Origin of the sequence: Arachnia rubra (assembly GCF_019973735.1) — a bacterium.
Taxonomy (GTDB): domain Bacteria; phylum Actinomycetota; class Actinomycetes; order Propionibacteriales; family Propionibacteriaceae; genus Arachnia; species Arachnia rubra.
On record NZ_AP024463.1, the window covers coordinates 1,429,852 to 1,452,878 of the forward strand.

General features: G+C 64.5%; 21 protein-coding genes, 2 tRNA genes and 2 pseudogenes. 18 read left to right on the top strand and 7 right to left on the bottom strand.

Annotated elements, in window-relative coordinates:
* Positions 1-43 precede the first annotated feature (43 nt).
* The 6 genes from SK1NUM_RS15210 (at position 44) to SK1NUM_RS06460 (ending at position 3,792) form a co-directional block, all read left to right on the top strand.
* Positions 44-175, top strand: a complete 132-nt coding sequence (locus SK1NUM_RS15210) for a hypothetical protein (protein ID WP_263407068.1) — start codon at positions 44-46, stop codon at positions 173-175.
* A complete protein-coding gene (gene nadD, locus SK1NUM_RS06440; protein ID WP_212326810.1) occupies positions 172-840 on the top strand; it encodes a nicotinate-nucleotide adenylyltransferase in 669 nt (222 codons plus the stop codon). Before SK1NUM_RS15210 ends, nadD begins: the two co-directional genes overlap by 4 nt.
* Positions 827-1,213, top strand: a complete 387-nt coding sequence (rsfS, locus tag SK1NUM_RS06445; protein WP_212326818.1) for a ribosome silencing factor — start codon at positions 827-829, stop codon at positions 1,211-1,213. The genes nadD and rsfS overlap by 14 nt, the downstream gene beginning before the upstream one ends.
* Entirely contained in the window at positions 1,210-1,824 is a 615-nt protein-coding gene (locus SK1NUM_RS06450) for a histidine phosphatase family protein (protein WP_212326820.1), read from the top strand. The genes rsfS and SK1NUM_RS06450 overlap by 4 nt, the downstream gene beginning before the upstream one ends.
* 53 nt (positions 1,825-1,877) lie before the next feature.
* A tRNA-Ala gene (locus SK1NUM_RS06455) sits at positions 1,878-1,953 on the top strand.
* A gap of 366 nt (positions 1,954-2,319) precedes the next feature.
* A complete protein-coding gene (locus SK1NUM_RS06460) occupies positions 2,320-3,792 on the top strand; it encodes a phytoene desaturase family protein (protein ID WP_212326822.1) in 1,473 nt (490 codons plus the stop codon).
* A gap of 312 nt (positions 3,793-4,104) precedes the next feature.
* On the opposite strand, the gene SK1NUM_RS06465 is transcribed toward SK1NUM_RS06460, so the two are convergent.
* From SK1NUM_RS06465 to SK1NUM_RS15215, 3 genes are all read right to left on the bottom strand, one after another.
* The gene (locus SK1NUM_RS06465; RefSeq protein WP_212326824.1) at positions 4,105-4,899 is read right to left on the bottom strand and encodes a hypothetical protein; all 795 of its coding nucleotides are present in this window, start codon (positions 4,897-4,899) and stop codon (positions 4,105-4,107) included.
* Positions 4,899-7,280, bottom strand: coding sequence for a hypothetical protein (locus SK1NUM_RS06470; protein WP_223927864.1), 2,382 nt, complete (start codon positions 7,278-7,280; stop codon positions 4,899-4,901). The genes SK1NUM_RS06465 and SK1NUM_RS06470 overlap by 1 nt, the downstream gene beginning before the upstream one ends.
* A gap of 422 nt (positions 7,281-7,702) precedes the next feature.
* The gene (locus SK1NUM_RS15215; RefSeq protein ID WP_263407069.1) at positions 7,703-7,831 is read right to left on the bottom strand and encodes a hypothetical protein; all 129 of its coding nucleotides are present in this window, start codon (positions 7,829-7,831) and stop codon (positions 7,703-7,705) included.
* Positions 7,832-8,060: 229 nt separating this feature from the next.
* Here SK1NUM_RS15215 and SK1NUM_RS06475 point away from each other — a divergent pair, with 229 nt between their 5' ends.
* From SK1NUM_RS06475 to SK1NUM_RS06485, 3 genes are all read left to right on the top strand, one after another.
* The gene (locus SK1NUM_RS06475) at positions 8,061-8,267 is read left to right on the top strand and encodes a type II toxin-antitoxin system HicA family toxin (protein WP_212326829.1); all 207 of its coding nucleotides are present in this window, start codon (positions 8,061-8,063) and stop codon (positions 8,265-8,267) included.
* Between the two features lie 7 nt (positions 8,268-8,274).
* Positions 8,275-8,673, top strand: coding sequence for a hypothetical protein (locus SK1NUM_RS06480; protein WP_223927866.1), 399 nt, complete (start codon positions 8,275-8,277; stop codon positions 8,671-8,673).
* Between the two features lie 99 nt (positions 8,674-8,772).
* Positions 8,773-9,387 carry a GNAT family N-acetyltransferase gene (locus SK1NUM_RS06485; RefSeq protein WP_212326833.1) on the top strand — a complete coding sequence of 205 codons (615 nt, stop codon included), beginning with the start codon at positions 8,773-8,775 and terminating at the stop codon, positions 9,385-9,387.
* Positions 9,388-9,411: 24 nt separating this feature from the next.
* On the opposite strand, the gene SK1NUM_RS06490 is transcribed toward SK1NUM_RS06485, so the two are convergent.
* Complete coding sequence (locus SK1NUM_RS06490) at positions 9,412-10,254, bottom strand: aldo/keto reductase (protein WP_212326835.1); 843 nt, start codon at positions 10,252-10,254, stop codon at positions 9,412-9,414.
* Positions 10,255-10,395: 141 nt separating this feature from the next.
* Between SK1NUM_RS06490 and SK1NUM_RS06495 the strand changes: the two genes are divergently transcribed.
* Entirely contained in the window at positions 10,396-11,784 is a 1,389-nt protein-coding gene (locus SK1NUM_RS06495; RefSeq protein ID WP_212326837.1) for an SMP-30/gluconolactonase/LRE family protein, read from the top strand.
* Between the two features lie 135 nt (positions 11,785-11,919).
* Positions 11,920-13,527, top strand: coding sequence for a uroporphyrinogen-III synthase (locus SK1NUM_RS06500; RefSeq protein ID WP_212326844.1), 1,608 nt, complete (start codon positions 11,920-11,922; stop codon positions 13,525-13,527).
* Positions 13,528-13,596: 69 nt separating this feature from the next.
* Here the strand turns inward: SK1NUM_RS06500 and hemQ are convergent, their stop codons facing one another.
* From hemQ to SK1NUM_RS06515, 3 genes are read right to left on the bottom strand one after another with little or no spacing between them, the layout of a single operon-like run.
* Positions 13,597-14,310: a hydrogen peroxide-dependent heme synthase gene (gene hemQ / locus SK1NUM_RS06505; protein WP_212326846.1), complete on the bottom strand. Its 714-nt coding sequence runs from the start codon at positions 14,308-14,310 to the stop codon at positions 13,597-13,599.
* A complete protein-coding gene (locus SK1NUM_RS06510) occupies positions 14,282-15,361 on the bottom strand; it encodes a ferrochelatase (RefSeq protein ID WP_212326854.1) in 1,080 nt (359 codons plus the stop codon). The genes hemQ and SK1NUM_RS06510 overlap by 29 nt, the downstream gene beginning before the upstream one ends.
* Positions 15,358-16,629: a glutamyl-tRNA reductase gene (locus SK1NUM_RS06515; RefSeq protein WP_212326856.1), complete on the bottom strand. Its 1,272-nt coding sequence runs from the start codon at positions 16,627-16,629 to the stop codon at positions 15,358-15,360. Before SK1NUM_RS06515 ends, SK1NUM_RS06510 begins: the two co-directional genes overlap by 4 nt.
* Before the next feature lie 47 nt (positions 16,630-16,676).
* On the opposite strand from SK1NUM_RS06515, the gene hemE reads away from it, so the two are divergent.
* From hemE to SK1NUM_RS06550, 7 genes and pseudogenes are all read left to right on the top strand, one after another.
* Positions 16,677-17,693: a uroporphyrinogen decarboxylase gene (hemE, locus tag SK1NUM_RS06520; protein ID WP_212326858.1), complete on the top strand. Its 1,017-nt coding sequence runs from the start codon at positions 16,677-16,679 to the stop codon at positions 17,691-17,693.
* Positions 17,690-18,940, top strand: a complete 1,251-nt coding sequence (locus tag SK1NUM_RS06525) for a protoporphyrinogen/coproporphyrinogen oxidase (RefSeq protein WP_212326867.1) — start codon at positions 17,690-17,692, stop codon at positions 18,938-18,940. The genes hemE and SK1NUM_RS06525 overlap by 4 nt, the downstream gene beginning before the upstream one ends.
* Positions 18,937-19,815, top strand: a pseudogene (gene hemC, locus SK1NUM_RS06530) (hydroxymethylbilane synthase); the annotation flags it as partial. The gene SK1NUM_RS06525 and the pseudogene hemC, both read left to right, overlap by 4 nt.
* A 90-nt stretch (positions 19,816-19,905) precedes the next feature.
* Positions 19,906-20,544: pseudogene (locus SK1NUM_RS06535) on the top strand (uroporphyrinogen-III synthase); the annotation flags it as partial.
* A 35-nt stretch (positions 20,545-20,579) separates the two neighbouring features.
* On the top strand, positions 20,580-21,503 hold the full coding sequence (gene hemB, locus SK1NUM_RS06540; RefSeq protein ID WP_244980212.1) for a porphobilinogen synthase: 924 nt from the start codon (positions 20,580-20,582) through the stop codon (positions 21,501-21,503).
* A gap of 11 nt (positions 21,504-21,514) precedes the next feature.
* Positions 21,515-22,810 (top strand): glutamate-1-semialdehyde 2,1-aminomutase, encoded by a 1,296-nt coding sequence (hemL, locus tag SK1NUM_RS06545; RefSeq protein ID WP_212327558.1) that lies wholly within the window; start codon positions 21,515-21,517, stop codon positions 22,808-22,810.
* Between the two features lie 15 nt (positions 22,811-22,825).
* Positions 22,826-22,901: transfer RNA gene (locus tag SK1NUM_RS06550), tRNA-Ala, on the top strand.
* Positions 22,902-23,027 lie beyond the last annotated feature (126 nt).

Consider the following 23,027-nt stretch of genomic DNA (forward strand, 5'->3'; position numbering starts at 1 on the left):
CCGTCGGCAGCCTCCGGGCAGCTGAACGGCTAGCATTCTCGGCATGGATTTGCTGGAGACACCCATTGGTGCCGCCGCTCCTGTGGTGGCCGTGGCCATTATGGTGATGATCCTGGCGCTCGGGGCGCTGGGCTGGTGGCTGGGAGCTGGCCGCCGAGGATCAGGGGAACGATGAACACCACCGAATTGGCCACCGCCCGGCAGGGGCGAGAGAGGCATTACCGTCTCGGCGTGATGGGCGGCACCTTCGACCCGATCCATCACGGGCACCTGGTTGCGGCCAGCGAAGTGGCTGCGAAGTTCGCCCTTGATGAAGTGGTCTTCGTGCCCACGGGAGTGCCGTGGCAGAAGACGCACCGGGAGGTCAGCAAACCAGAGGACCGGTATCTGATGACCGTGATCGCCACGGCGTCGAATCCCAGGTTCTCCGTCAGCCGCGTGGACATCGACCGGCCGGGGAACACCTACACGGTCGACACCCTGAGGGATCTCCGCGCTGAGCGTGGTGATGACGTCGACCTGTTCTTCATCACCGGTGCCGACGCGGTGCGGCAGATCCTCACCTGGCATGGTGCAGAGCAGCTGTTCGACCTGGCGCATTTCGTCGGCGTGACCCGGCCGGGGGTGCCGATGACGGAAGATGACTTGGCGCACTTGCCGTCAGACAAGGTGACGTTGCTGGAGGTCCCGGCGCTGGCCATCTCCTCGACCGACTGCCGCATACGGGTGCAGCGCTCCGAACCGATCTGGTATCTGGTGCCGGACGGCATCGTGCAGTACATAGCAAAACGCGGTCTCTACCCGCATCCTGAGACAGGAGTCCCACTTGACAACGCCTGAGTCCGTCATTGCGCACGTGACCATAGCTGCGGAGGCGGCTGCCGGTAAGTTCGGCACCAATATCGTCGCCTTCGACGTCAGCCAGCAGCTGGCTATCACCGACGTGTTCCTGATCGTCAGCGCCAAGAACGAGCGCCAGGTTGCCGCTGTCGTCGAGGCCGTGGAGGAGCAGCTGATCAAGCAGGCAGAGCTGAAGCCGGTGCGTCGCGAGGGCGATCGTGAGAATCGGTGGGTGCTGCTGGACTACATTGATTTCGTGGTGCATGTACAGCACACCGAGGAGCGCAGCCTCTACAACCTGGAGCGGTTGTGGAAGGACTGCCCGCAGATTCCCCTCGAAGTGGATGAGATCCCACAGGACGACGATCAATGACACACACCAGGCTGGTCTTTCTCAGACACGGCCAGACTGAGTGGAATCTTCTGGGGAAGCTGCAGGGACAAGCCGATATTGACCTGGATGAGGTGGGGGAGCAGCAGGCCGTTGAGGCAGCCCGGTTTTTCCAGCAGTGGAGTTTTGACGCCTGCTACACCTCTGACCTGAAACGTGCTCTTCGCACAGCCCAGATAGTTGCGACGCCACATGGTATCGACGCCGTCCCGGATGCGCGGCTACGTGAGATCAACGTGGGAACCTGGAGTGGCCTCACTGCGGCAGAAGCAAGCGCCGAACTGCCACGCCTAGCCGAGCTCTACAACAAGGGAATCGATTTCCGGCGATCTCCCGCAGGTGAAACCCAGGCTGAGATGGTGCGCCGGGCCCTACCCGCGATGCACGAGATCATGGGCCAGCATGAGGGACAGCAGATCCTGATAGTCACTCATGGGCTGCTGCTCGCCAGCATCGTTGCCGCCCTGGTGGGCGGTCGTGACGATGCCAGCATGCTGGGGATCCCGGAAAACACCTGCTACTCGACGGTGACGGTCAGGGGCGGAAAACCCTGGCTCATGACCCATAACGCTCCCACAACGCCGATCACCTGAACCTGAGCTTGCCCTGCAAACTCAGCTGCGGTACCTTCTATCAGGTCGCGTACGGGGCTATGGCGCAGTTGGTAGCGCGCTTCCATGGCATGGAAGAGGTCAGGGGTTCGAATCCCCTTAGCTCCACCATCAAACTCGTACACGAACCATCAGCGTTGTGGTTGTTGGTTTTGCCCTCGGGATGAGTACCCGCAGTGGGCTTACCCTCGGTTTGTGGACATCTGAGTCAGCGGGATTGTGGGTTCCGCGGGGAGGGGTCCTGGTGGCAGATGTACAGCAGAGGCGGTGCCGCGCTGAGATGGAGGCTCCGCTCTTCGCCATAGCGGCGCGGATATGGCTCGCGTCCCGGGCTAGATGGTTGAGTCCAAGGGGTGGCGTTTCGGCGTGGCGTGGACCAACGCGATCTGGTGTAACGGCCACACCAAAGCCACCATCTGCCGATCACTGACCCCTACGGCCACCAACCTCCTGGACTCAAGCATCTAGGCTGGACCGGTGGTGGAGTGCCGGGATGTCGTGGTGGTGGGGTCGGGGCCGAATGGCCTGGCTGCGGCGGTGACGCTGGCCCGCGCGGGGCTTGCTGTCGAGGTGCTGGAGGCGGAGGCACAACCTGGTGGGGGCTCTCGTACCCTGGATTTGGGGCTTGCCGACGGTATCGTCCACGACGTGTGCTCGGCTGTGCATCCGCTCGCCTTGGCAAGTCCGTTCCTGCGGGCGTTGAATCTCCCGGCCCGGGGCGTCGAACTAGTGGTTCCCGAGGCATCCTACGCCCACCCCTTGGACGACCAGCCTGCCGCGATCGCCTGGCGTGACCTGGAGCGCGCCGCGGAGGGTCTGGGTTCCGACGGCGCTGCGTGGCGGCGACTGCTGGGACCCCTGGTGAAACACGCCGATGCCCTGACCGCGCTGGCACTCGGTGACAAACGGTCTCTTCCGCAGGAGCTGTGGCGCTCTACCGCACTCGGAGCAGGTGGGCTGTTTGGCCTACGCCTGGCTCAGCTTGGCTCGTTCGCTTGGGATGCGCCGCTGCGCACTGAGCGGGGCCGGGCCCTGCTTACCGGGGTCGCGGCCCACACCATTGGCCGTCTACCTTCGCCGGGAGCGGCGGCGACGGCTCTACTGCTGGCAGCACTGGGCCATTCTGGCGGCTGGCCCATTCCTCGGGGCGGCTCCGGCGTGATCGCGGCGGCACTCCTTACGGACCTTCGGAACCATGGAGGCGTGGTCCGTACCGGAGAACATGTGCGTTCGGCCGCTGATCTGCCGCCTTCCCGAGTGGTTCTGTTAGACACCACGGCGGGTTCCGCTGCGCAGATCCTCGCAGAACGCCTGTCCCCGAGCATGGCTCGGGCGTTGCGGCGGTTCCGGCATGGGAACGCAGCAGCGAAGGTGGACCTGGTGTTGTCGGGACCGGTGCCCTGGCGCGACTGCGACGTCAGCCGGGCCAGTACCCAGCATCTGGGCGGCACCCGGGCACAGATGGTGCAGGCGGAGTCGGAAGTTACGCGCGGCCGCACCCCGGAGCGGCCGATGGTGCTGGTCTCGGATCCGACCCTCGGGGATCCAGGGCGGGAACAAAACGGTCTGCGGCCGCTGTGGGCCTACGCGCATGTGGCATACGACGACCCCCGCGATCCCACGGAGCTGGTGCTTGCGCAGATTGAACGTTTCGCTCCGGGAATACGCGACCTTGTCGTTGCCGCCCGGGGTATTTCAGCACGGGACATGGCGCGCCACAACCCCACGCTCGTGGGCGGTGACATCGCCATGGGGCGGGTAAGTCTTTGGGACATGATCGCGCGACCCACGTTCCGCTTTGACCCATACCGGCTGGCCCCAGGCGCGTACCTGTGCTCAGCTGCGACCCCGCCCGGGCCGGGCGTTCATGGCATGTCCGGGTGGCACGCTGCCGTGCGGGTGCTGCGTGGGGAGTTCGGGATCAACGATCCACCGGGCCTTGCGCCCTGAGCTGGGCCTCCCAACCTTGTACAAGGGACACCGAGGATCTTGACGAGACCGTCTGCCGGTAGCAGCTCCAACCAGCGGTGATGTCTGCGCATCCAAAGCGGGATGCACAGTGAGGGTTATTCAGGAATCACTCCCTCCGTGGAATCTCCCCTTACCGGCCGTGGGTTGGCCGGGCTTAGCTGCATTGTTGAATAAAGCTCCAGATGTAGATCGTGTGAAGAGTGAGGTTTATTCATGGGTAGCTGAGGGGCGGTGAAACCCCTCGTCAGAGCCTGGTTGCCCGTAGCTGTGAATAAGCTTCAGTGATCGAGGCTAGGAGCGCCAAAACACAAGTCGACGCCACCACGGCGCTAAACGGTCCTCGGGATCATCGTCAGGATCGTGATGCGGCTGGTTGTCGTAGCTGGCCAAGGGCACCCAGCCACTCAAACGTCGGTCTGTGGGCAGGGTGAGGGCCAAATCCCCGTAGATGAGCGCTAGGCCTCCATGCGCACCAATTCGTCTGGCGATGTCCTCCGGAATGTGATCGATGCTTACCCAGGAGGTCTCATCCGCGTCAGTTATCTCGATGCCGCCTCCGTTTAGTCGCACTGACCAACCGTGGGCGGGCTGTGGTGGCTCCTCTTGAGTGACTTCCCGAAGTCCTGCTCTCGCCATGCCCTCACGTACCGGGTCGGTCTGTCCCAAAGAGCTAATGGTGATAATTCCGGGGGAATGCACCCAGAGTTCTAGTGCTGAGGATTCGGTATGCCGCCACCAGACGTTGAGTTGATCGCCCCCGTCAATGCTGTGCGTGACATAGAGAGACGGCGGCGGATCGGCGAATATTGATCGGCGGCGCGTGGCTGCTCGTTGCTCGTTCAGGATTGTTGCCAGTGTGGCCCAGGCCTCTAACTGGGGCGTGCGTTCCTCGGGAGGTGGGAGTGTCCTGACGGCGTCTGGGAGGGTCTCGGGGTCCTCTGCCACGAAGGCGCTCAGTATTGAATAGCGGCTCTGCTGGTCTGAGTCCAGCGCAGCAGAGTTGTCATCCAGCCAAAGTACGAGGCGCTTGACGGAATTGATGAGAAGTTCTGGTGTCTCCAGTGGGCGTTTCGCCGCCTCGATCATTAGTTTCCCCCCACGTCGAGCAGCCCGTCGACCATGTGGGCGACCAGGGCGCCCTGCTCTAGGGCCTGATTGGCGGCGCCCAGCGCGGTATCGACCCCCGCCTGCCAAGCACTATGCTCCATCAGGTGAAGCGCAGTGGCTGTTTCGATCTGGAGCATGCTGATCAAAGCGTTTCCCGCCCCACCCGTCGGAGGTTCGGGCGCATCTTGAGGCACCAAGATGTTGAGCTGCCGCATTACGTCGCGAGCAAGGTGCGGACTGGAGGCGGGTAGACAGGAGTGCAGAACATCGCGGAGCATACGCAGCGAATGCGTCGTCGCTGGATCACTTAGAGCGTGCGGGTCGCCCTGTTGCAATAGCGAGTCGACTAGGAGCCCGACTTCGACAAGGTCCTCGAACTTGTAGAGACGCGCGGCGGTGATCGCGACGAGAGAGAGGGTCTGCAGCTGCATCTGCACCCAAATGGATCGGTCTCTGACCAGCTCTGGGGAGTCCTGTCGAACATTGAAGGCTACGCGCGACCACAGGCGGGCAGTTGACGCTTGCGACGTTATGAAGGCCAGCTGTGCGAGGTTGTGCATGGGCATACTGAGAAGCACCAGTACTTCAGGCTGCTCTTTGAACATCTCGACCAGCTGCTTCAGGAGGTGGTCTACAGGACGGAGCAAGAGGGCTCCTTCTCGGAAGTGGCCCCTCTCTGTTAGCTGTCGGACCCATTCGTCGCTGGTGCTTATGAGGGCCCACACGGTGGGCCCATTCAGCGCAACCCCCTGTTTACCCATGACCAACTGGACGAAGCCATGGATGGTTACGACTTCGTCCAAGTCGTGAGGCTGGCCAGACGCGACGATTTCCTGTCGGATGAACGCGGAAGCAAGAAGCTCTTCCAATGCCGCAGCGGCCATCCCCTGGCGGGCTACTAGGTCGAGTAGGAGACGGCTGGGCACGCGACTTCCACCCATCACCAGTAGGAGCGACGCGAGCGACTGCGCTTCCGGAGACAGCTCCCTCCATTGGGAAAGGACCACGTGCGCGGCGGTCCGCGGGTAGCCATGAGGCAAGAGGGTTTCGTTGTCCAAGTCGAGGCGGTCGATCCGCTCAGCAAACTGCTGCATGGCCGCGATAGAACCCCCATGTCGGGTGATCCAACCAATCGCCAGCTCCAGAGCCAACGGCCATCCGGCGAGCGACCGCGACATCGAGTCACAAGCGGATAGCTGCTCGGTAGACCACAACTCGACTGGTCGGCCCAACCGGCGTGCCACAAACAGGCGAGCTTCGATCTCGCAAAAAGCATCCATGGTCATTGCGGGTGCGAACGACTCGGGCCAATTCGTCACCGAGGTTGTTAGGAGAACTTGTCCGTAGCCGCTGCGTGGCACCCAAGGATCGACCTCCGCCAAGGTGGAAGCTCCGTCGAGGACCAGTGCCCAAGGCACCGGTAGCCCTGACAAAACCTCCACGAGATCCTGTGCCGGTGTATTGCTGGGGGTGATGCGCGCCCCCAGCTGGTCAAGGACTATCGGAACCTGAGACTCCAGCACTGCAGCCGAACTGGCGTCCAACCATAGGACGAAAGCAACGTGCTCCAGGAGGGACCGAGCATGTAGGCACGCGGTGGCGGACTTTCCAGTGCCGGACAGCCCCTTCAGCACTGCTATCCGGGGAGTGCCCTCGTAGAGCGAGCTCGCCGGCAAGTGGGTTTCAAGAAAGCGAGTGGATTCCTGTCGCTCGATAAAATCCCCCGTGGGGACCTGAATGCACTTGCCCCAGGCGCGCGCTCCAAGAGCGCTCGACAATAGCGGATTTGCGCCCTCAAGAATCGCCCGAACGTCCTCGTGAACCAGGCTTTGGTCGTGAGCGCGGGCACTGGCCTCGTGGACACGGTCGACCAGCTGGCGCAGCAGCAGGTAGTGCAGCTCGCAGCCTGTCCCCCCGGCCCCCACGGCGCGCAGGTTGCCGATGGTGTGCAACAGCTTCGCTGTGAGCTGCTGTGACGACTCCTTGCGCTGGACGAAGTGCTCTCCCGCTTTGAGGAGCTGGGAGTTTGGGTTGGCCAGCTCTTTGGCGAGCTGGGTGGTCTGGGTTCGGTTGGTGATTACCTCGCGTCGTCGCGCGGCCGGGTGCTCACGGCGCAGACCATCGAGTATCTGTTGAACTGCTTTGACGCCGATCGTGGTCGAAGAATCCGGCAACGAGGCCTTCACTTGGAGCACGCTCTCGGGCGGTCTACAGGGTGTCAGGTGAACAACGATGTCGGCTGAATCCTGACTGACCGGGTCGACGTCGACTGACCAGTCGGTCGACCCCCTGGCGTACAAGTCAAGCAGCACCTCTACGGTGAGCAGGTACTGGTACCTGAACCCGAATGCAGCCCCCACGCCGCCAGATCCCGTCATGAGTCTCCATTCTATGAGACCGGTCGGGAAGTGAACATGGGCTTACCTTCGGTTTGGAGTGGAGTGCCTGGCGTTTCGTGGACTGTGGTGAAAGCCTGGGTTTATTCGAGCTTTTGAGGTAAAAGATTCTGTGTGATGTCGGCTTTGAAATTTTGGTAGAGAGTTTGAAGAACGCATTCGTTGTGGAGGTTCTTGAAGGAGGGTTATTCAGGAATCACTTCCTCCGTGACATCTCCCCTTGTCAACCGTGGGTTGTCAGGGACTTAGCAGCATTGCTGAATAAGCCTCAAGGGGTCTCGTCCGATCGCAGATGGTGGCGAATATCTTACAATCTGGAGCCGGCGAACTGTGGATCAGCTGGGTGAGAATATGGCGGAAACAGCATCCCGACCCTTGAGGCTTATTCATGGAGTGTAGGTGAATATGATTCCGAGGACGGCGTTGATGGTGGTGAAGGTTGGGTAAGGGCGGCGGTAGTCGGTGTGGAGGATACGCCAGGTTTTCAACTGGGCGATACTTCGAAGCTTATTCACAGCTACGGGCAACCAGGCTCTGACGAGGGGTTCCACCGCCCCTCAGCTACCCATGAATAAACCTCTTCGTTCTATGAGGTAGCGGATAGTGTTGATTTTCTTATTGAATCCCTCATATCGTGATTTAAAGGTGATCCTATCGGGCGAGGGCCAAAGGCCCGGGTGGTGGCTAGCCAGGGGGCGCTGAGACCCTCGGGTGGGTGATTGGTGATGAAGATAGTCTCGGGACATGAGGCTTCAGAGATACCGGAATGTTGCGGAGACGCTGACTTCGCAGGGATGGCGGGTGCTGCGGCAGGTTTCTGAGTCGCATGAGATCTGGTGCGCATCAGATGGCATCACCAAGGTCGTCGTCCCACGGCATCGTGAGGTCGCGGCCGGTGTCTTGCGCAGGATCGCCGAGCGGCTTGAGTCTGTTCCCGGCAGCTGGCGGTGAGAGTCCCATGAGTTGTCCCAAGGCGTATGGGATTGTGGCCAAGCGCGAAGGGTCCTGGTGGGTGCTTGCCATCGACTCCCTGGGTATCGCCGGGCAGGTCCGGCATCTCGACGAGGGCGAGTCCGTCGGCCGGGACCTGATAGCCGCGTTCCTCGACGTCCCGGGCGAACAGGTCAGCGTTGAACTCGAAGTGATCCTGCCGGAAGAGGCCGCGACTGCCCTGGCTGAGGCCACTCGCGAGGAGGAGATCGCCAGGACCGCCTTCGCCGCGGCTGTTGCCAAACGCCGCAGCGCGCTTGCCGCCCTGCGGCGGGCCGGGATGAGTCAGAGCGAGGTGGCCCGGGCGCTGGGGTTGACCCCTCAAGGCCTGAGCCAGTTCGTCAAGGAGGACGGGGCAGGCCTGTAGGCGTCAGTGAAACTGGTACCCTGAGCAGCTGGGCTCGCCCAGCTCCGGAAAAGGGGGATCTGCGACGTCCCAGATTAGCGACTGCCGAAGGGGCACTGCATGAGCATCACCGTTGTCCAGGGGGAGGAGAAAGACCTTCCCGTAGTGGCCCGGCTCTTCGCCAAGGCCTTTCACGACGACCCGGTGATCGCTGCGATGATCCCAGGACAGCGGGATCGCCTGCGACGTCTGACCAGGATGTTCTTGGCAGAGTTGCGCACCGGAGCGATGGCCGGAGGGGCCGTCGATCTGGCATACAGCGAGCAGGACGATCGTATGGTCGGCGCGGCAGCCTGGGAGTCTCCCGACCACAAGGTACCCAGCTGGGCGAAGTTACGTGAGCTTCCTCGTGCGATCTCAGCAGTCGGGTTACGGCATCTGCCGCAGACCATCAAGCTTCTGGACATCTTCGCCCGGAGCCGCCCCGGGGAGCCTCACTGGTACCTGGTTGACATCGCCGTCGGGGAAAAGGCGCGCGGCCTGGGAGCCGGGACCATGCTGCTGCGTCACCGGCTCGAGGCGGTCGACTCCGCTGGCCTGCCCAGTTACCTGGAAGCCACCACGCCGGCCAGTCAGCGGCTCTACGAGCGGTTCGGTTTCACGGTTCGGGAGCCACTCCACATGGTCGAGTCCGGCTACCCCGTGACGATGTACCGTCCGGTCCCCGCATCCTGAGAACCTGGCCGGGACCTTAAGACATCAGTTCCGGTATTTGCTGTGCAGATACTCCAGCAGGCGTGGATCCTGATGGGTCATGCCCGCATTGGGTCGATGCCTATCGAGGGCTGAGACAGCCGACATCTCCTCATCGGTTAACTCGATGTCACAGAGGTCGCGGTTCTCCCGGAGCCGTGATGCGTGAGTGCTCTTGACCACCAGCGGGATGCCGCGTTGCAGCAGCCAGCGGAGCATGATCTGTGCCACCGACTTCCCATGCCGCTGCGCAATCTCGTGGAGGACTGGCTCGTCGTGAACCTCCGCACGTCCCTGGGCCAGCGGGGCCCAGGCCTGCAGGACCGTGCCATGGCCTTTGGTGATCTCCAGTAGGTCCTGCCTTTGGTACAGGGGATGAACCTCGCACTGGTTCACAGCGGGGACGACCTGGTTGTGTATGACCAGGTCGAGGTAGCGCTCTGGCGGAAAATTCGAGACACCGATCGCGTGGACGGCGCCCTGCTTGTACAGATTCTCCAGGGCCCGCCACGCGCCGTAGTAGTCGTTGAACGGCTGGTGCAGCAGATACAGGTCCACGTGGCCTAGGCCGAGCCTGCCCAGTGAATTCTCGAAGGCCCGCATCACCGCGTCATACCCGAAATCCCGGTACCAGGCCTTGGTGGTCACGAACAACTCGTCTCGTGGTATCCCCGATGCAGCGATCACCTCACCGACGGCCCGCTCATTGCCGTAGAGAGCAGCCGTATCGATCAGCCGGTAACCGGCCTCAAGCGCGGCTGGGAGCGCGGAACGCACCTCGTCCTCGGTCATCCGGAACACACCCATGCCCAGCGGGGGCATCTTGACGCCATTGTTGAGGGTAATCATCTGTGGACCTTCCTGACCGGCTTCGCTTTCACGCTACAGGCGGATCAACCCATCCTGAGGGAGATGCTAGTACTATCTCGACCGACACCAGTCTGCTGGTGGCGAGGGGAGGACCGAGAAATCGAGGTCTAGGAGGAATCGATGAACTACGCCCGGTTTTCCCGCCGCACCCTACTCGGGGCCGGAGCCCTGGGGATGCTGGCTGGCTGTGCCGCGGACCCCCAGCCGGCACCCACAGCATCTGGCACAGCATCACCGGTGGGTGCGGCCACCGGTAGCAATCCCTTCGATGCCTTCTATGACCCCGGTTTCCGACTCTCGCCCCTGTCCGCCGACTCGATCGAGACCCTCAGCCGTCCGGAGCGGGCCGCAGGCATGTCCGATGCTGTGATCGATCCCGCCTATTCGACCCGGCTCTACCGCGCCACCGCAGTTGCCGAGGGCGGTGGCGGGCACCTGCGTCACGAGTACTCCCGCCGGCAAGCGTTCAATGCCGACAACAGCCGCTACCTGGCCCAGGACGGGGCTGGAGCCTGGCATCTCTACAACGCCTCGGACTGGGCGCATCTGAGAAGGCTCTCCGACCTGGTTGGTGACTGTGAGCCTCTCTGGCACCCCACGCAACCATCCCGCCTGTATTTCACCGAACGCAATGGGGGCCTGGTCTGGTGGCTGCTCGATGTGGAATCTGAGACCAAGGAACAGGCCTTCGACTTCACCGGCCAGACTCCCTGGCCGCAGGCGACGGCCTTCTGGACCAAGGGGGAGGGGACCCTCAGCGCCGACGGCAAGATCTTGGGGCTCATGGCGACCTCCTACGACGCTGGGGCGCAGCGTAACACCTGCTATGGACTTATCACCCTGGACCTGGAGTCCAAGGCCATCATCGGCACCTTGGAGGCAACGGGTTTCCCAGTCCCGGGCGCATTCCCTGATCACATTTCCACCGCTCCCAGCGGCAACTATGTGGTTTCCTCCTGGCTCGCCGGGGAGGGAGGCACCGTAGCCTATGGGCCTGACCTTAAGCAGCCACGCCAGCTTATCGATGCCTCGGAACACTCTGACCTGGCCTTCGGGCCTGACGGCAAGGATCTGCTCGTGGTTGCCGACTATGCGAAGGGGCAGATCGCCGCCATCGACATCGCGACAGGGGAGCGCAATGACCTACACACCCTCTACCCAGCTGACGGCGAGGCCTATGCGACGCATATTAGTGGGCAGGCCTTTGATGTCCCCGGTTGGGCGGTCATCTCGACTTATGGGGACACCGCCAGTCATGGCTCGCAGTCTCCGGCGCAGACACTTCGTCCCGAGTACCGGAAAGTGTGGCTGCTGGAACTCGTGCCTGGGGGCAGGGCTTTGAACGTCGCCCACATACGTGCCAATGGTGAACAGGTCGAGGGCGACACCTATTTTCTCGAACCCCAGGCCAGTGTTTCCCGTGATCTCAGCCGGATCATCTTCGCCACCAACTTCGGCGGCGGTGAGATCAACAGCTACGTCGTGGGTCTGCCATCGAAGTTCGCCTGAGGGGAGAGACCATCGCTGGTTGACTGGGTGACGCGCGCGAATCCATCCTGACGGCGACTTTTCTGCCTGCGGATCGCTAGGCTGGGCCCCGACGATGATGCAGTCTTGGTCGCTATATCAGTGAGGATGGACGAATTGAAGATCAGCCTTGGCACAAAGAACTCTGTGGTGGACGTTGCCCGTTCGCACGCTGTCGCCGACACTCTCCGGGAGATGGGACACGATGTGGAGATCGTCCACATCCCGGCAGCTGGCGACTCTGAGACGGTCGGACAACTCCGCCTCGGTCTGATGCGTGGTGACTTCGACCTCGTGGTCCACCGCATGCACCGGATCCCCAAACAGGACATGCCGGGACTGACCTTCGCGGCGATTCTGAAACGTGGCGACCAGCGCGATGCGCTGGTGGCTCGTGACGGTCTGACCCTGGATCAGCTCCCCAAGGGAACAGTCGTTGCGACACGCTCCAACCTGCGCCGCTCACAGTTGCATGCCATCAATCCGGATCTCGAGTTCGTCGAGCGAACTCCCGGACAGCTCATCGAGCTGCTGGACAAAGTGGGAACGGGAGAGATCGCTGCGGTGGTGGCCGGTGCAGCCGACTTCGAGGCCGTCGGGCGCCTCGATGCTGTGACCGAGTACCTGGACATCCTCCCCGCCGCGGGGCTGGGGGCCACTGGCCTGGAATGCCGCAGTGAGGACACCGAGCTCGTCAGCATCCTGCAGGAGCTCGACCACCCGGACACGCGGGTGTGTGTGATGGCCGAGCGGGCCGCGTATGCGGCTCTCGACGTCAGCGACGCCGTCTCGGTGGCGGCGAAGGCCAGGCGGGATGGGGTCCTGTCGCTGATCGTGGCGGTGGTGCCCAGCGACGGCTCCAAGGGCCTGATGGTCCAGATGGGCATGCCCACCTCTGAGTATCACGCCGTCCGCACCGCCCGAAGAGCGGCTGCCTACCTGCGCTCCAAGGGAGCTGAGGAGCTTGGTCGTGTCTCCACATCGACCGGCGGCGAGTCGGAGACCGAGGAGGGACGCCGCATCACGGAGCTCGCCAAGGCGAGGATCCTCGTTCCCCGCGAGGAGGGCCGGATTGCCCGGGGGCTGCGTGAAAAGGGCCTGGACGTGACGTCCGTGATGCTGCAGCGTCTGGAGGTGCTTGCTGTCAGCTCGACCCTGGAGGGCGCGGACTGGATCGCCTTCACCTCGGTGCGAGCCGTTGAGAGCGTCCGGGAACTTGGCTGGACCTTACCCAAGGGGGCGAAGATCGCGGCCATCGGCAGCGGCACGGCGGATGCTCTCCACGAGATGGGATACCACGTGGACCTGGTACCTGAGGGTGCGGCGGGTGTCTCCGCGCTCCTCGACATCTGGCCCGAGGGGAATGGAGAGGTCCTGGTGCCTGGCTCCGCGCTACTAGCCCCGGGATTTATCGCAGGACTTCAGGCGAAGGGCTGGAAGGCACAGCTGATCCCCGTCTACACCATGCAGCTGCTGTCCGAGGCACCCGCCGACATCGTCGAGATGTGGCAGGAGGGGGCCTTCGATGTGGTCATCGTGACGTCGGGCTCGAATGCGATCGCGGTTGGGCGCCTGCTCGGCTGGAATCCTGACGTGCTGGTGTTCGCGATCGGTGAATCAGCGGTGAAAGTCCTGGAGAGGGCCGGGGTGAAGGTCGCAGGCACGACCAACAACTACTCCTCACCGGAGATCTACCGTCTTCTCCGTGAGGTCATCGAGGGCTGAGCATAGAAACGGCGGGCAGGACCACCCTGGGTCCTGCCCGCCGTGACAGTTTTCGACGCCGGACTCTGCTCACTCCTGAGGCTGTCGGGCCGCCCACTCCTTTAGATCGATTCTGGGACCTGTGAAGAACGGGATCTCCTCGCGCACATGCAGCCGGGCCTCCGAGCCGCGCTGGTGACGCATGGCGTCGGTGAGGCGATGCAGCTCGTCGGCCTCGAAGGCCAGCAGCCATTCGTAGTCGTTCAGGGCGAAAGCCGAGGTGGTGGAGCCCGGCACATCCGGGTATTCACGACCCATGCGGCCGTGTTCAGCCAGCATCCTGGAGCGGCGCTCGTCTTCCATGCAATACCAGTCGTAGCTGCGCACGAAGGGGTAGACACATGCCCAGGGCCGGGGTGCGACACCCGAGAAACAGGCGGGTGTGTGGCCGCGGTTGAACTCGGCTGGGCGATGCACCCCTATACACGACCACACGGGATCCAGGCTCTGGCCCAGCTCGGAACGCCGGAGCGCGTGATATGCGGCCTGCAGTGGGCGCGCATCCTCGGCCAGAGCCCACAGCATCAGGTCTGCGTCAGCGCGGAATCCACCGATGTCATACCAGCCCCGGATCGTCACGCCGGTCTCCAACACCGCTTCCTCAGCGGCTTCGGTGTCTGGGCTGGTTAGGGGAACCGCGGTGCGGAACACCGAGTACATCACATAGTGCGGGCTGGCGTGCACTTCCTCGGGGGAAAGCAGGTGGTCGCGGGGATCAGTGTGCGCTTGATGCGGATGGGACATGGGTTTGCTCCTTCTGCGGGTGAGGGAGGCAGCAACGTACTGACTCCGTGAGGCAAGGATGATCGGGGAGAGCACGCTCGCCCCGCGCCACAGCGGCTTGCTCGATCAGCAGGTCAGCCAGCGTGGCGACGAAGTCGGGATGCACGCCTGCGGTTGCGGCCCGTTCGTAGTCGAAACCAGCCTCAGCCGCTGACTCGCTTGCCTGGGTGTCCAGGTCATAGGCCACTTCCATGTGGTCGCTGATGAAACCGATTGGTGCAGCCACCACGCCGGCCACTCCCTTGATCTCGGTGATGCGATCGTTGATGTCGGGCTCGAGCCAGGGGATACGGGGATTCCCAGACCGGGAGCAGTAGGTGAGCTCCCAGTCGAGATGCTCCCCCAGCCGCACCTGCGCAGCATCGGCGGTCCGGGAGGCCACCCGGATGTGCTGGGCATCGTACCGGGCTGCCGGGGAGCCATCGGCGGAGGCCGCATTCATGGCGGTCGGAATGGAGTGGGTGACGAAAAGCACCTTCAGCCTTCCGTCACCGATGCGCGAACGCAGCGTCTGTACTGCCTGCACCAGCGCGTCCACGTTGGCTGATACGAAGCCATCACGCTCCGCGTAGGGTCCCACCTTGTCAATGGCAATACCCGGCACCTGTCGCATGGCGGCGTCAAGATCCTCCCGGTATTGACGGCAGGCCGAATAACAGGAATACGCTGCGGTCGCCACCGCAACCACCTTGTGATGCCGGTTCCGGCGCAGCTCTGCGACGGTGTCGGTGAAAAACGGGGTCCAGTTCCGGTTCCCGATCGTGACGGGGCGGGCACAGCCGCGTCGCTCCAGTTCCGCAGCCAACGCATCGCGGAGCGCCTCGTTCTGTTCATTGATGGGGGAGCGGCCGCCGAACAGCTGGTAGTGCTGCGAGACCTCAAGCAGCCGCTCATCTGGCACACCACGCCCCGCGGTTGCGTTGCGCATGAACGGTAACACGTCCTCTGGTGAGCGTGGGCCGCCATATGACGCCAGCAACACGGCCGAATACGGGCTCAGGGCATCGGTCATATGGCCTCCGTGGGCTCGGCTGCGAGATCCGCGAAACTAAGCCCTGTCACCGGACAGCGGCGATGGCTTGGCGCGTTGAGGTCATGGCGAGTTTCGATGCCGTACAGCTCTTCCATGGCAGCCAGGTAGTCGGCGATCCTGCCTTCGGCGGCGGCATCCCGGGCCCGAGTGGAGGGGGTGTGCAGCAGTTTCGTCGTCAGGCGCCGCAGTGCGAGCGCACAGTCCTCGACAGTCAACGGACGGCCTTGTGGCAGCCGTTCCACCTCCTCGTCGACGATCCTCAGCATCGTGGCGCGCAGTGAGGCGACCGCAGGATCCGCGGCGCGGGAGGCGAGACGATTCGAGAGTTCGTTGACGCCCTCCGCCACGACCCGCTCAGCGTGAGCAGAGTCGGCGGCCCATGTCGGTGAGATCGCTGCCTGGATTGCAGCCAGGTCGAGAAGGGTGATTCCCGGGAGGGTCGCGACGGCAGGGTCCACGTCGGGTTGCAGCGAGAGATCGAGCAACACGGTCGGGCTGGTGCCCTCGAGATGTGCCGGGGTGACCACGGGAGTTGCGGAACCGCGACAGGTCACCACCAGGGTGGCCTTGGCGAGGGCTGACTCCAGCTTCGACGTGTGGCAGATGGCGTGACGTTCCGCAAACCCCGCTGCGCGTCCGGAAGCCGAATGGACCACGATGGTCCCGGCACCACGCTCTCGCAGCGCCGCGACGGCTGCGCCCGCATAGGAGCCGGTGCCCACCAGCAGCACCTGCTGCGCTGACCAGTCCGTGATTCCCGTCATGTCGAGACCGACGCTCACCACCGAGCGACCTGACTCCTGCAGCCGGGTCTCAGCGCTCACCCGGCGGGAGGTGCGCAGAGCGGCGTTGATGGCGCTCGTGAGGGTGCCTGAGGTGGCTCCGGATGCCTGAGCCTCCTTGAGAGCACGTCGTAGCTGACCTGTGATCTCCCGCTCACCGACGACCATTGACTCCAGGCCGGCGGCCACCCGGAAGAGGTGGGTGAGCGCGTCCTCGTTCTCGTAGACGCCCCAGTTGGGGGGGGAGGGGAGCTCGCGCGCCAGACGCAGTCGCAGATGTGCTTCGGGGACCTTAGGCGAGTCGATGATGAACTCAAGCCGGTTGCAGGTGGCCAGGGTGATCAACCCCTCGACTCCTGCGGTATGTCTCAGTAAAGCGGACATAGTGTCCGCATGTTGAGATACGCGCTGGACCTCGGTCAGACCATGGAGGTCGTGTGTCACGGACAGGATGCGAAGATTCACAGTGGTTCCAGTGAACCAGATTTCTGGCGATGGGGCAGAATTCAGGCATGACAAGAAGCGATCAGCCTGCTCTCCTCGCTGCCCTTGGTGGCCGTCGGCCAGAGCAACTCCCGGTGTGGTTCATGCGCCAGGCCGGGCGGTCGCTACCAGAGTATCGCGATGCGAGACAGGGGGTCGCCATGCTGGAGGCCTGCCTCAATCCTGAGCTGGCTGCGGAGATAACCTGCCAGCCGGTGCGGCGTCACGGCGTCGATGCCGCGGTGTTCTTCTCGGACATCATGGTTCCCCTGGTGCTCGCGGGGATTGAGGTGACGATCACATCGGGCGTTGGGCCGGTCTTCGCCGAGCCGGTGAACAGCGTCGCTGACGTTGACAGGGTCACCGGGCATCAGATCTCCGACGGCTCAGCGGTGCAACAGGCTGTTTCCCTGGCCGTCGCCGAGCTGGGGGAGGGAGTGCCCGTGATCGGGTTCGCAGGTGGTCCTTTCACCCTGGCCGCCTACCTGGTGGAGGGGCGTGGCTCCCGGGATCACCTGGCGGCGCGAGCCTTCATGCATGCCGAACCCGGCGCCTGGAACCGACTACTGACATGGTGTGCCAAGCTTTCAGGCGAGTTCCTGCGCCTACAGGTAGCCGGGGGAGCCCGCGCAGTGCAGTTGTTCGACTCGTGGGCCGGGGCTCTTCGCCGTCCCGACTACATCACCCACGCCGCACCCTATTCTAGGCTGGCCTTGGAAGCTGTCTCCGTGCCGCGGATTCATTTCGGCACCGGCACCGGGCACCTGCTGGAGTCCATGGCGGCCTGCGGATGCGAGGCCGTCGGAATCGACTACCTCACGCCTCTGGACGAGGCAGTGCGACGCCTGCCCGGCATGGTGCTGCAGGGCAACATCGACCCGGCGCAGCTGGCCGCGGGGTGGGACAGTCTTGAGAGTCACACTAGGGATGTGGTGGATCGTGGCCGGGCGGCTCCCGCCCACGTGGTCAATCTCGGGCACGGTGTACCACCCAGGACTGACCCAGCAGTCCTCACCGACCTAGTCGCACTGGTGCACGAGCTGTGAGGGCCGTGGTCGTCGGGGCCGGGGTGGCGGGACTGGCCGCTGCGCACCGGCTTGCCCGCTCCGGAGCTGAGGTGACCGTGCTGGAGGCCGCGGACCGGGTGGGTGGCATGGTGGCGCCGCTGGAGATCGCTGGGAAGGTGATCGACGGCGGAGCTGAGGCGTATGCCAGGCGGCTCGGAGTGGCCGATGAGCTGTGTACCACGCTTGGAATCGATGTGGCCGCTCCTTCCGGGGGGCCTCGTATCCGCTGGTCGGCCGCCGAGTCCTGGCCCGGAGCCGATGGCGTTCTCGGCATTCCCGCCAGCCCGCAGGACCCTGCCCTGGCGGCTGCCCTGACGAGGGAAGAGCTCGCGACTGCACTGGCCGAGCCGGGTCTCGATGATGGCGTGGGCATCGATGCCTTGACCCTGGGGGAGCTGGTGACGGCGCGTCTCGGGCGGGCCGTCACCGAACGGCTGGTCGCTCCCGTTACCCGGACCGTCTACCGGATGGAGCCCGGGCAGATGCAGCTGGCGCAGTTCGCCCCGGCGCTGAGGGGACCCGGCTCGCTGTACACGAAAGTTGCCGTGGCTCGTGGGAGCCGGTCGGCTGTTGCCCAGCCGGTCGGGGGCCTGATCCGCTTGGTTGACGCTTTGGTTTCGGATATCCGTGCGCACGGCGGCACGATCCAGTGCGGCGCTCGTGTCACCCGGATTGGCCGGGACGGCACAGTAGTTGCCGGTGGAGACCGGCTGGAGGCCGATCGCCTGGTGCTGGCCTGCCCCGCCCGTCCCGCAACCCAACTGTTGAGGAGAATCGGGGTTGTTGTCCCGGCGCCTGCCACGGGGGTCTCAGTCAGTGCGGTCCTTGCGCTGGAGCCCGTCGCGCCAGCAGGGACGCCGGCGGGGTCAGGTGTGATGCTCGGGCAGCCCATTCCGGGGCTCAGTGCGCGGTCGCTCACCCACTACTCAGAGAAATGGCCGTGGAGCCGAGGCGGGGTGGACCTGATCCGTCTCAACTACGCGCCCGATGCGAACCCCAGCCGTGACCAGGCCCTCGCCGATGCGGCCTTGCTACTCGGGCGGGACGACCCACGGGTCCGCAACTTCGCCGTGATGCGCTGGCCAGCGGTGCCCCGGCCGTTGCCTACCGCCGAGCAGGACAGGCTCCGGGAGGCACTGCCGGAGAATATCCGGGTCGCTGGGGCCTGGGTCTCGGGCAATGGGATCGAGGCCTCAATCGCATCTGGACTGGAGGCTGCCGCATGAAGCTGGGAACACGTGCGTCCACCCTCGCCCTCACCCAGTCGTCCTGGGTCGCTGACAGGCTGAGGTCTCACGGACACGAGGTGGAGGTCGTCACCATCCGCACCCGTGGTGATCATGAACGCGGGTCGCTGACCACGGTCTCGGGGCTCGGGGTGTTCGCAGCCGAGCTGCGGTCCGCGCTGCTCAGGGGCGAGGTGGACCTGGCCGTTCACTCCTTGAAGGACCTCCCGGTTGAGACGGTGCCCGGGCTGCTGGTCGCGGCCATACCGGAGCGGGAGTCGCCGTATGACGCGCTGTGTTCCCGCGACGGCCTGACTTTGAAGGCCCTGCCGGCCGGGACCCGGGTGGGTACCGGATCACCGCGGCGCGTGGCACAGCTGCGGGCCTTGCGCCCGGACCTGGTTTTCGTCGACATCCGGGGCAATATCGACACCCGCCTGGCCCGGGTGGCCCCTGGTGACTTGGATGCGGTGGTGCTGGCAGCCGCCGGGCTGCGCCGTCTGGGGTTGGCTGGCCGTATCACCGAGGAGCTGCCCATCCTGCCTGCCCCCGGCCAGGGTGCGCTCGCGGTGGAATGCCGTGCGGATGACGATTCCCTGATCGCCGCCCTCGAGGTCTTGGACGACGCTGGCACGAGACTTGCGGTTGCAGAGGAGAGGGCGGTGCTGGCTGTCCTGGGCGGCGGATGTGCTGCGCCGATAGCGGCCCTTGGAGCAGATGGGAAACTGCTGGCTGGGGTGTATTCCGCCGATGGAGCCTGTGATGCGCGGACAGAGGTGCCGCTGACAGCCGGTGCTGGGGAGCGTGCGGCTACCCGGCTGCTGGAGGCAGGTGCTGCCAGCGTGACCCAGCTGAATGCCTCTCGAGCCTCCAGGCTTGCCGAGTTCCATGACGATGCCGACCTATGGCCCGGGGTTAGGGGACGCAAGATCTTCCTTCCCCGTGAACCCGGAGCACTTTCCGAGGCCTTGGCATCTTGCGGGCTGGAGGTCACCGCCTTCCCAGTGCAGACACCTGTCGCTCTGGTGAACGAGGTCGATCTCGGGCAGGCTGCCTGGTCGGTCGTCACCTCAGCGCGCACCGTCGAGATCCTGCAGAGGCTGGGGGCCCGGCTGCCTGGGCGGATAGCTGCTGTCGGCAAGGCAACCGCAGCTGCCTTGGAGTCCGCTGGGTATGCCGTGGACCTGATTCCAGCACAAGCCAGTGGGATGGGGCTCGTTGAGGAGTTCCCGGAGGGACCCGGCAAGGTGGTGATCCCCGGCTCGGCACTGTCGAAGCAGGACCTCCCCGACGGCCTCCAGAGACTGGGCTGGAAGGTCGGCGTCTTCCCGGTCTACGCGATGGAGGCCGCGGAGGTGCCCGCCGGCCTCGTTGCAGCCTGGCGGGCGGGGGAGTTCTCGGCAGTCGTGGTCACCGCGGGTTCCGTGGCCCGGGTGATCGATGAGCACATGGGGTGGCCGGAGAAAACCCGGGTGCTCGCCATCGGGCAGCCGACGGCGAAGGTATTGAATGAGCTGGGAGTGGCGGCCAGCGTCTCGCCGGCTCCCGATGCCGATACGGTTGCCAGGGCCGCTGTTGAGTTGGTTGGGAAGGGAAATGCATGATCGAGCGTCCACGCAGGCTACGCACCACCGCCGCGATGAGGAGGCTGGTTCGTCAGACTCGGCCCCGGCCGGCGCAGCTCGTCCTGCCTGCTTTCGTCGGTGAGACCCCCGCTGACATTAGCTCAATGCCTGGTGTCCGGCGGTACGCCGTCGGCCAGATCGGCGACGTCGCCCGGGCGGCCGCCCAGAAAGGACTGGGCGGGATCATGCTGTTCGGGGTGCCCGATGATGCGGGCAAAGACCCCAGGGGTACGCAGGCCTGGGCTGCTGATGGCATTCTGCAGCGGGGCATAGCCGCGTGCCGGGAAGCCGTCGGGGATGACCTGGTCATCATGTCGGATGTGTGCCTCGACGAGTTCACCAGTCACGGGCACTGTGGTTTCCTGACTGAGGACGGCTGGGTGCTCAACGACCAGACCTGCGAGGCCTACGCGCAGCAGGCGGTGGCGCAGGCCCGTGCCGGATCCCACGTCGTGGCGCCGTCAGGGATGATGGACGGCCAGGTCCAGGTGATCCGGGCCGGGCTGGACGCGGCGGGCTTCGAGGAGGTTGCGATCCTGGCCTACTCGGCCAAATATGCGTCCGCTTTCTACGGGCCATTCCGGGAGGCTGTCGGGTCTTCACTCCAAGGGGATCGCCGCACCTACCAACAGGACCCGGCCAACCGGCGCGAGGGCCTCAAGGAGGCGCTGCTGGATCTAGCTGAGGGGGCGGACATGGTGATGATCAAACCCGCCAGCCACTACCTCGACGTGCTCTCCGACGTGGCGGCCATCTCGAAAGTGCCGGTGGCGGCCTACCAGGTCTCGGGGGAATACGCCATGATCGAGGCGGCGGCGGAACGAGGCTGGATCGACCGGCGTGCTGCCATTGAGGAGTCGGTCACGAGTATCGTTCGCTCGGGTGCCGACGTGGTGCTGACGTATTGGGCTTTGGAGGTTGCGCAGTGGCTGGACTGAACCGGGAATGGATGGAACGGGCCTGCGAGACGATCCCAGGTGGGGTCAACTCGCCTGTGCGCGCCTACGCATCAGTGGGGGGAACACCGCGTTTCATTCGGCAGGCGTCTGGCTGCCAGGTGACCGATGTCGACGGCAGGTCCTATGTGGACCTCGTGTGCTCCTGGGGTCCGGCACTGCTCGGTCATGCCCATCCTGGGGTCGTCGCCGCAGTCCAGGAAGCGGCCGCACTAGGGCTCAGCTTCGGGGCCCCCACGGGCGCTGAGGTGGAGCTTGCCGAGCGGATCTGCGCCCGGGTGCCCGCGGCGGAGCACGTGCGGCTGGTCTCCACCGGTACCGAGGCCACCATGACGGCGGTGCGGATTGCGCGTGGCGCGACGGGTCGCGACAAGATCGTCAAGTTCGCAGGCTGCTACCACGGCCATTCGGATGCGCTGCTGGCGGCGGCCGGTTCGGGTGTGGCGACCCAGGGGCTGCCGGGAAGCGCGGGGGTGACGGCTGCCGCTGCCGCCGACACCGTCGTCCTGCCCTACAACGATTTCGAGGCCCTGCGGGAGCTTTTCGATCAGGCTGGCGGCCAGATCGCCGCGGTCATCACGGAGGCGGCGCCCGCGAACATGGGAGTGGTCACCCCTGCCGAGGGCTTCAACGCCGAGATCTGCCGCCTAACCGCCGAGCACGGGGCGTTGATGATCCTCGACGAGGTCCTCACCGGCTTCCGCGTCGGGCCATCGGGCTGGTGGGGGTTTGAGGCCGGCACTGAGGTGCCGCGGTGGACGCCTGACCTGATCACCTTCGGCAAGGTGGTCGGTGGCGGCATGCCTCTGGCCGCTGTCGCTGGCCGCAAGGAGGTCATGGACCTGCTGGCGCCGATCGGGCCCGTCTACCAGGCGGGTACCCTCTCCGGGAACCCGCTCGCCACGGCGGCCGGGATCGCGACTCTTGACTTGGCAAAGCCGGAAGTCTACGACAGGGTGGACGCCCGCTCCGCTGAACTGCAGAAGCTGGTCGCCGATGCACTGACCGAGGCGGGGGTGCCGCACGTCATCCAGACCGCCGGGAACCTATTCTCCGTATTCTTCCGCGAGGAGCTGGTCGTCAACTACGCCGACGCGCAGGACCAGGACGTCGCAGCTTATGGGCGCTTCTTCCACGCGATGCTCGACGGGGGAGTGGCGCTGCCGCCCTCGGCCTTCGAGGCCTGGTTCCTCTCTGCCGCCCACGATGATGCCGCCATGGAGACCATAGCGGCGGCCCTGAAACCAGCAGCCAAGGCTGCTTTGCCAAACGGGAAGGATATCCGCTAGGCTGAAGCAGCTCTCGGGGCTATGGCGCAGTTGGTAGCGCGCTTCCATGGCATGGAAGAGGTCAGGGGTTCGAATCCCCTTAGCTCCACCATCAAGCTCGTACACGAACCATCAGCGTTGTGGTTGGTGGTTTTACCCTCGGGATGAGTCCCGGGGAGGGTTGTTTTAGCGGTACAGCTGGGTTTTCGCTGTGAACTCTGTGGACCGCTTGGATTGA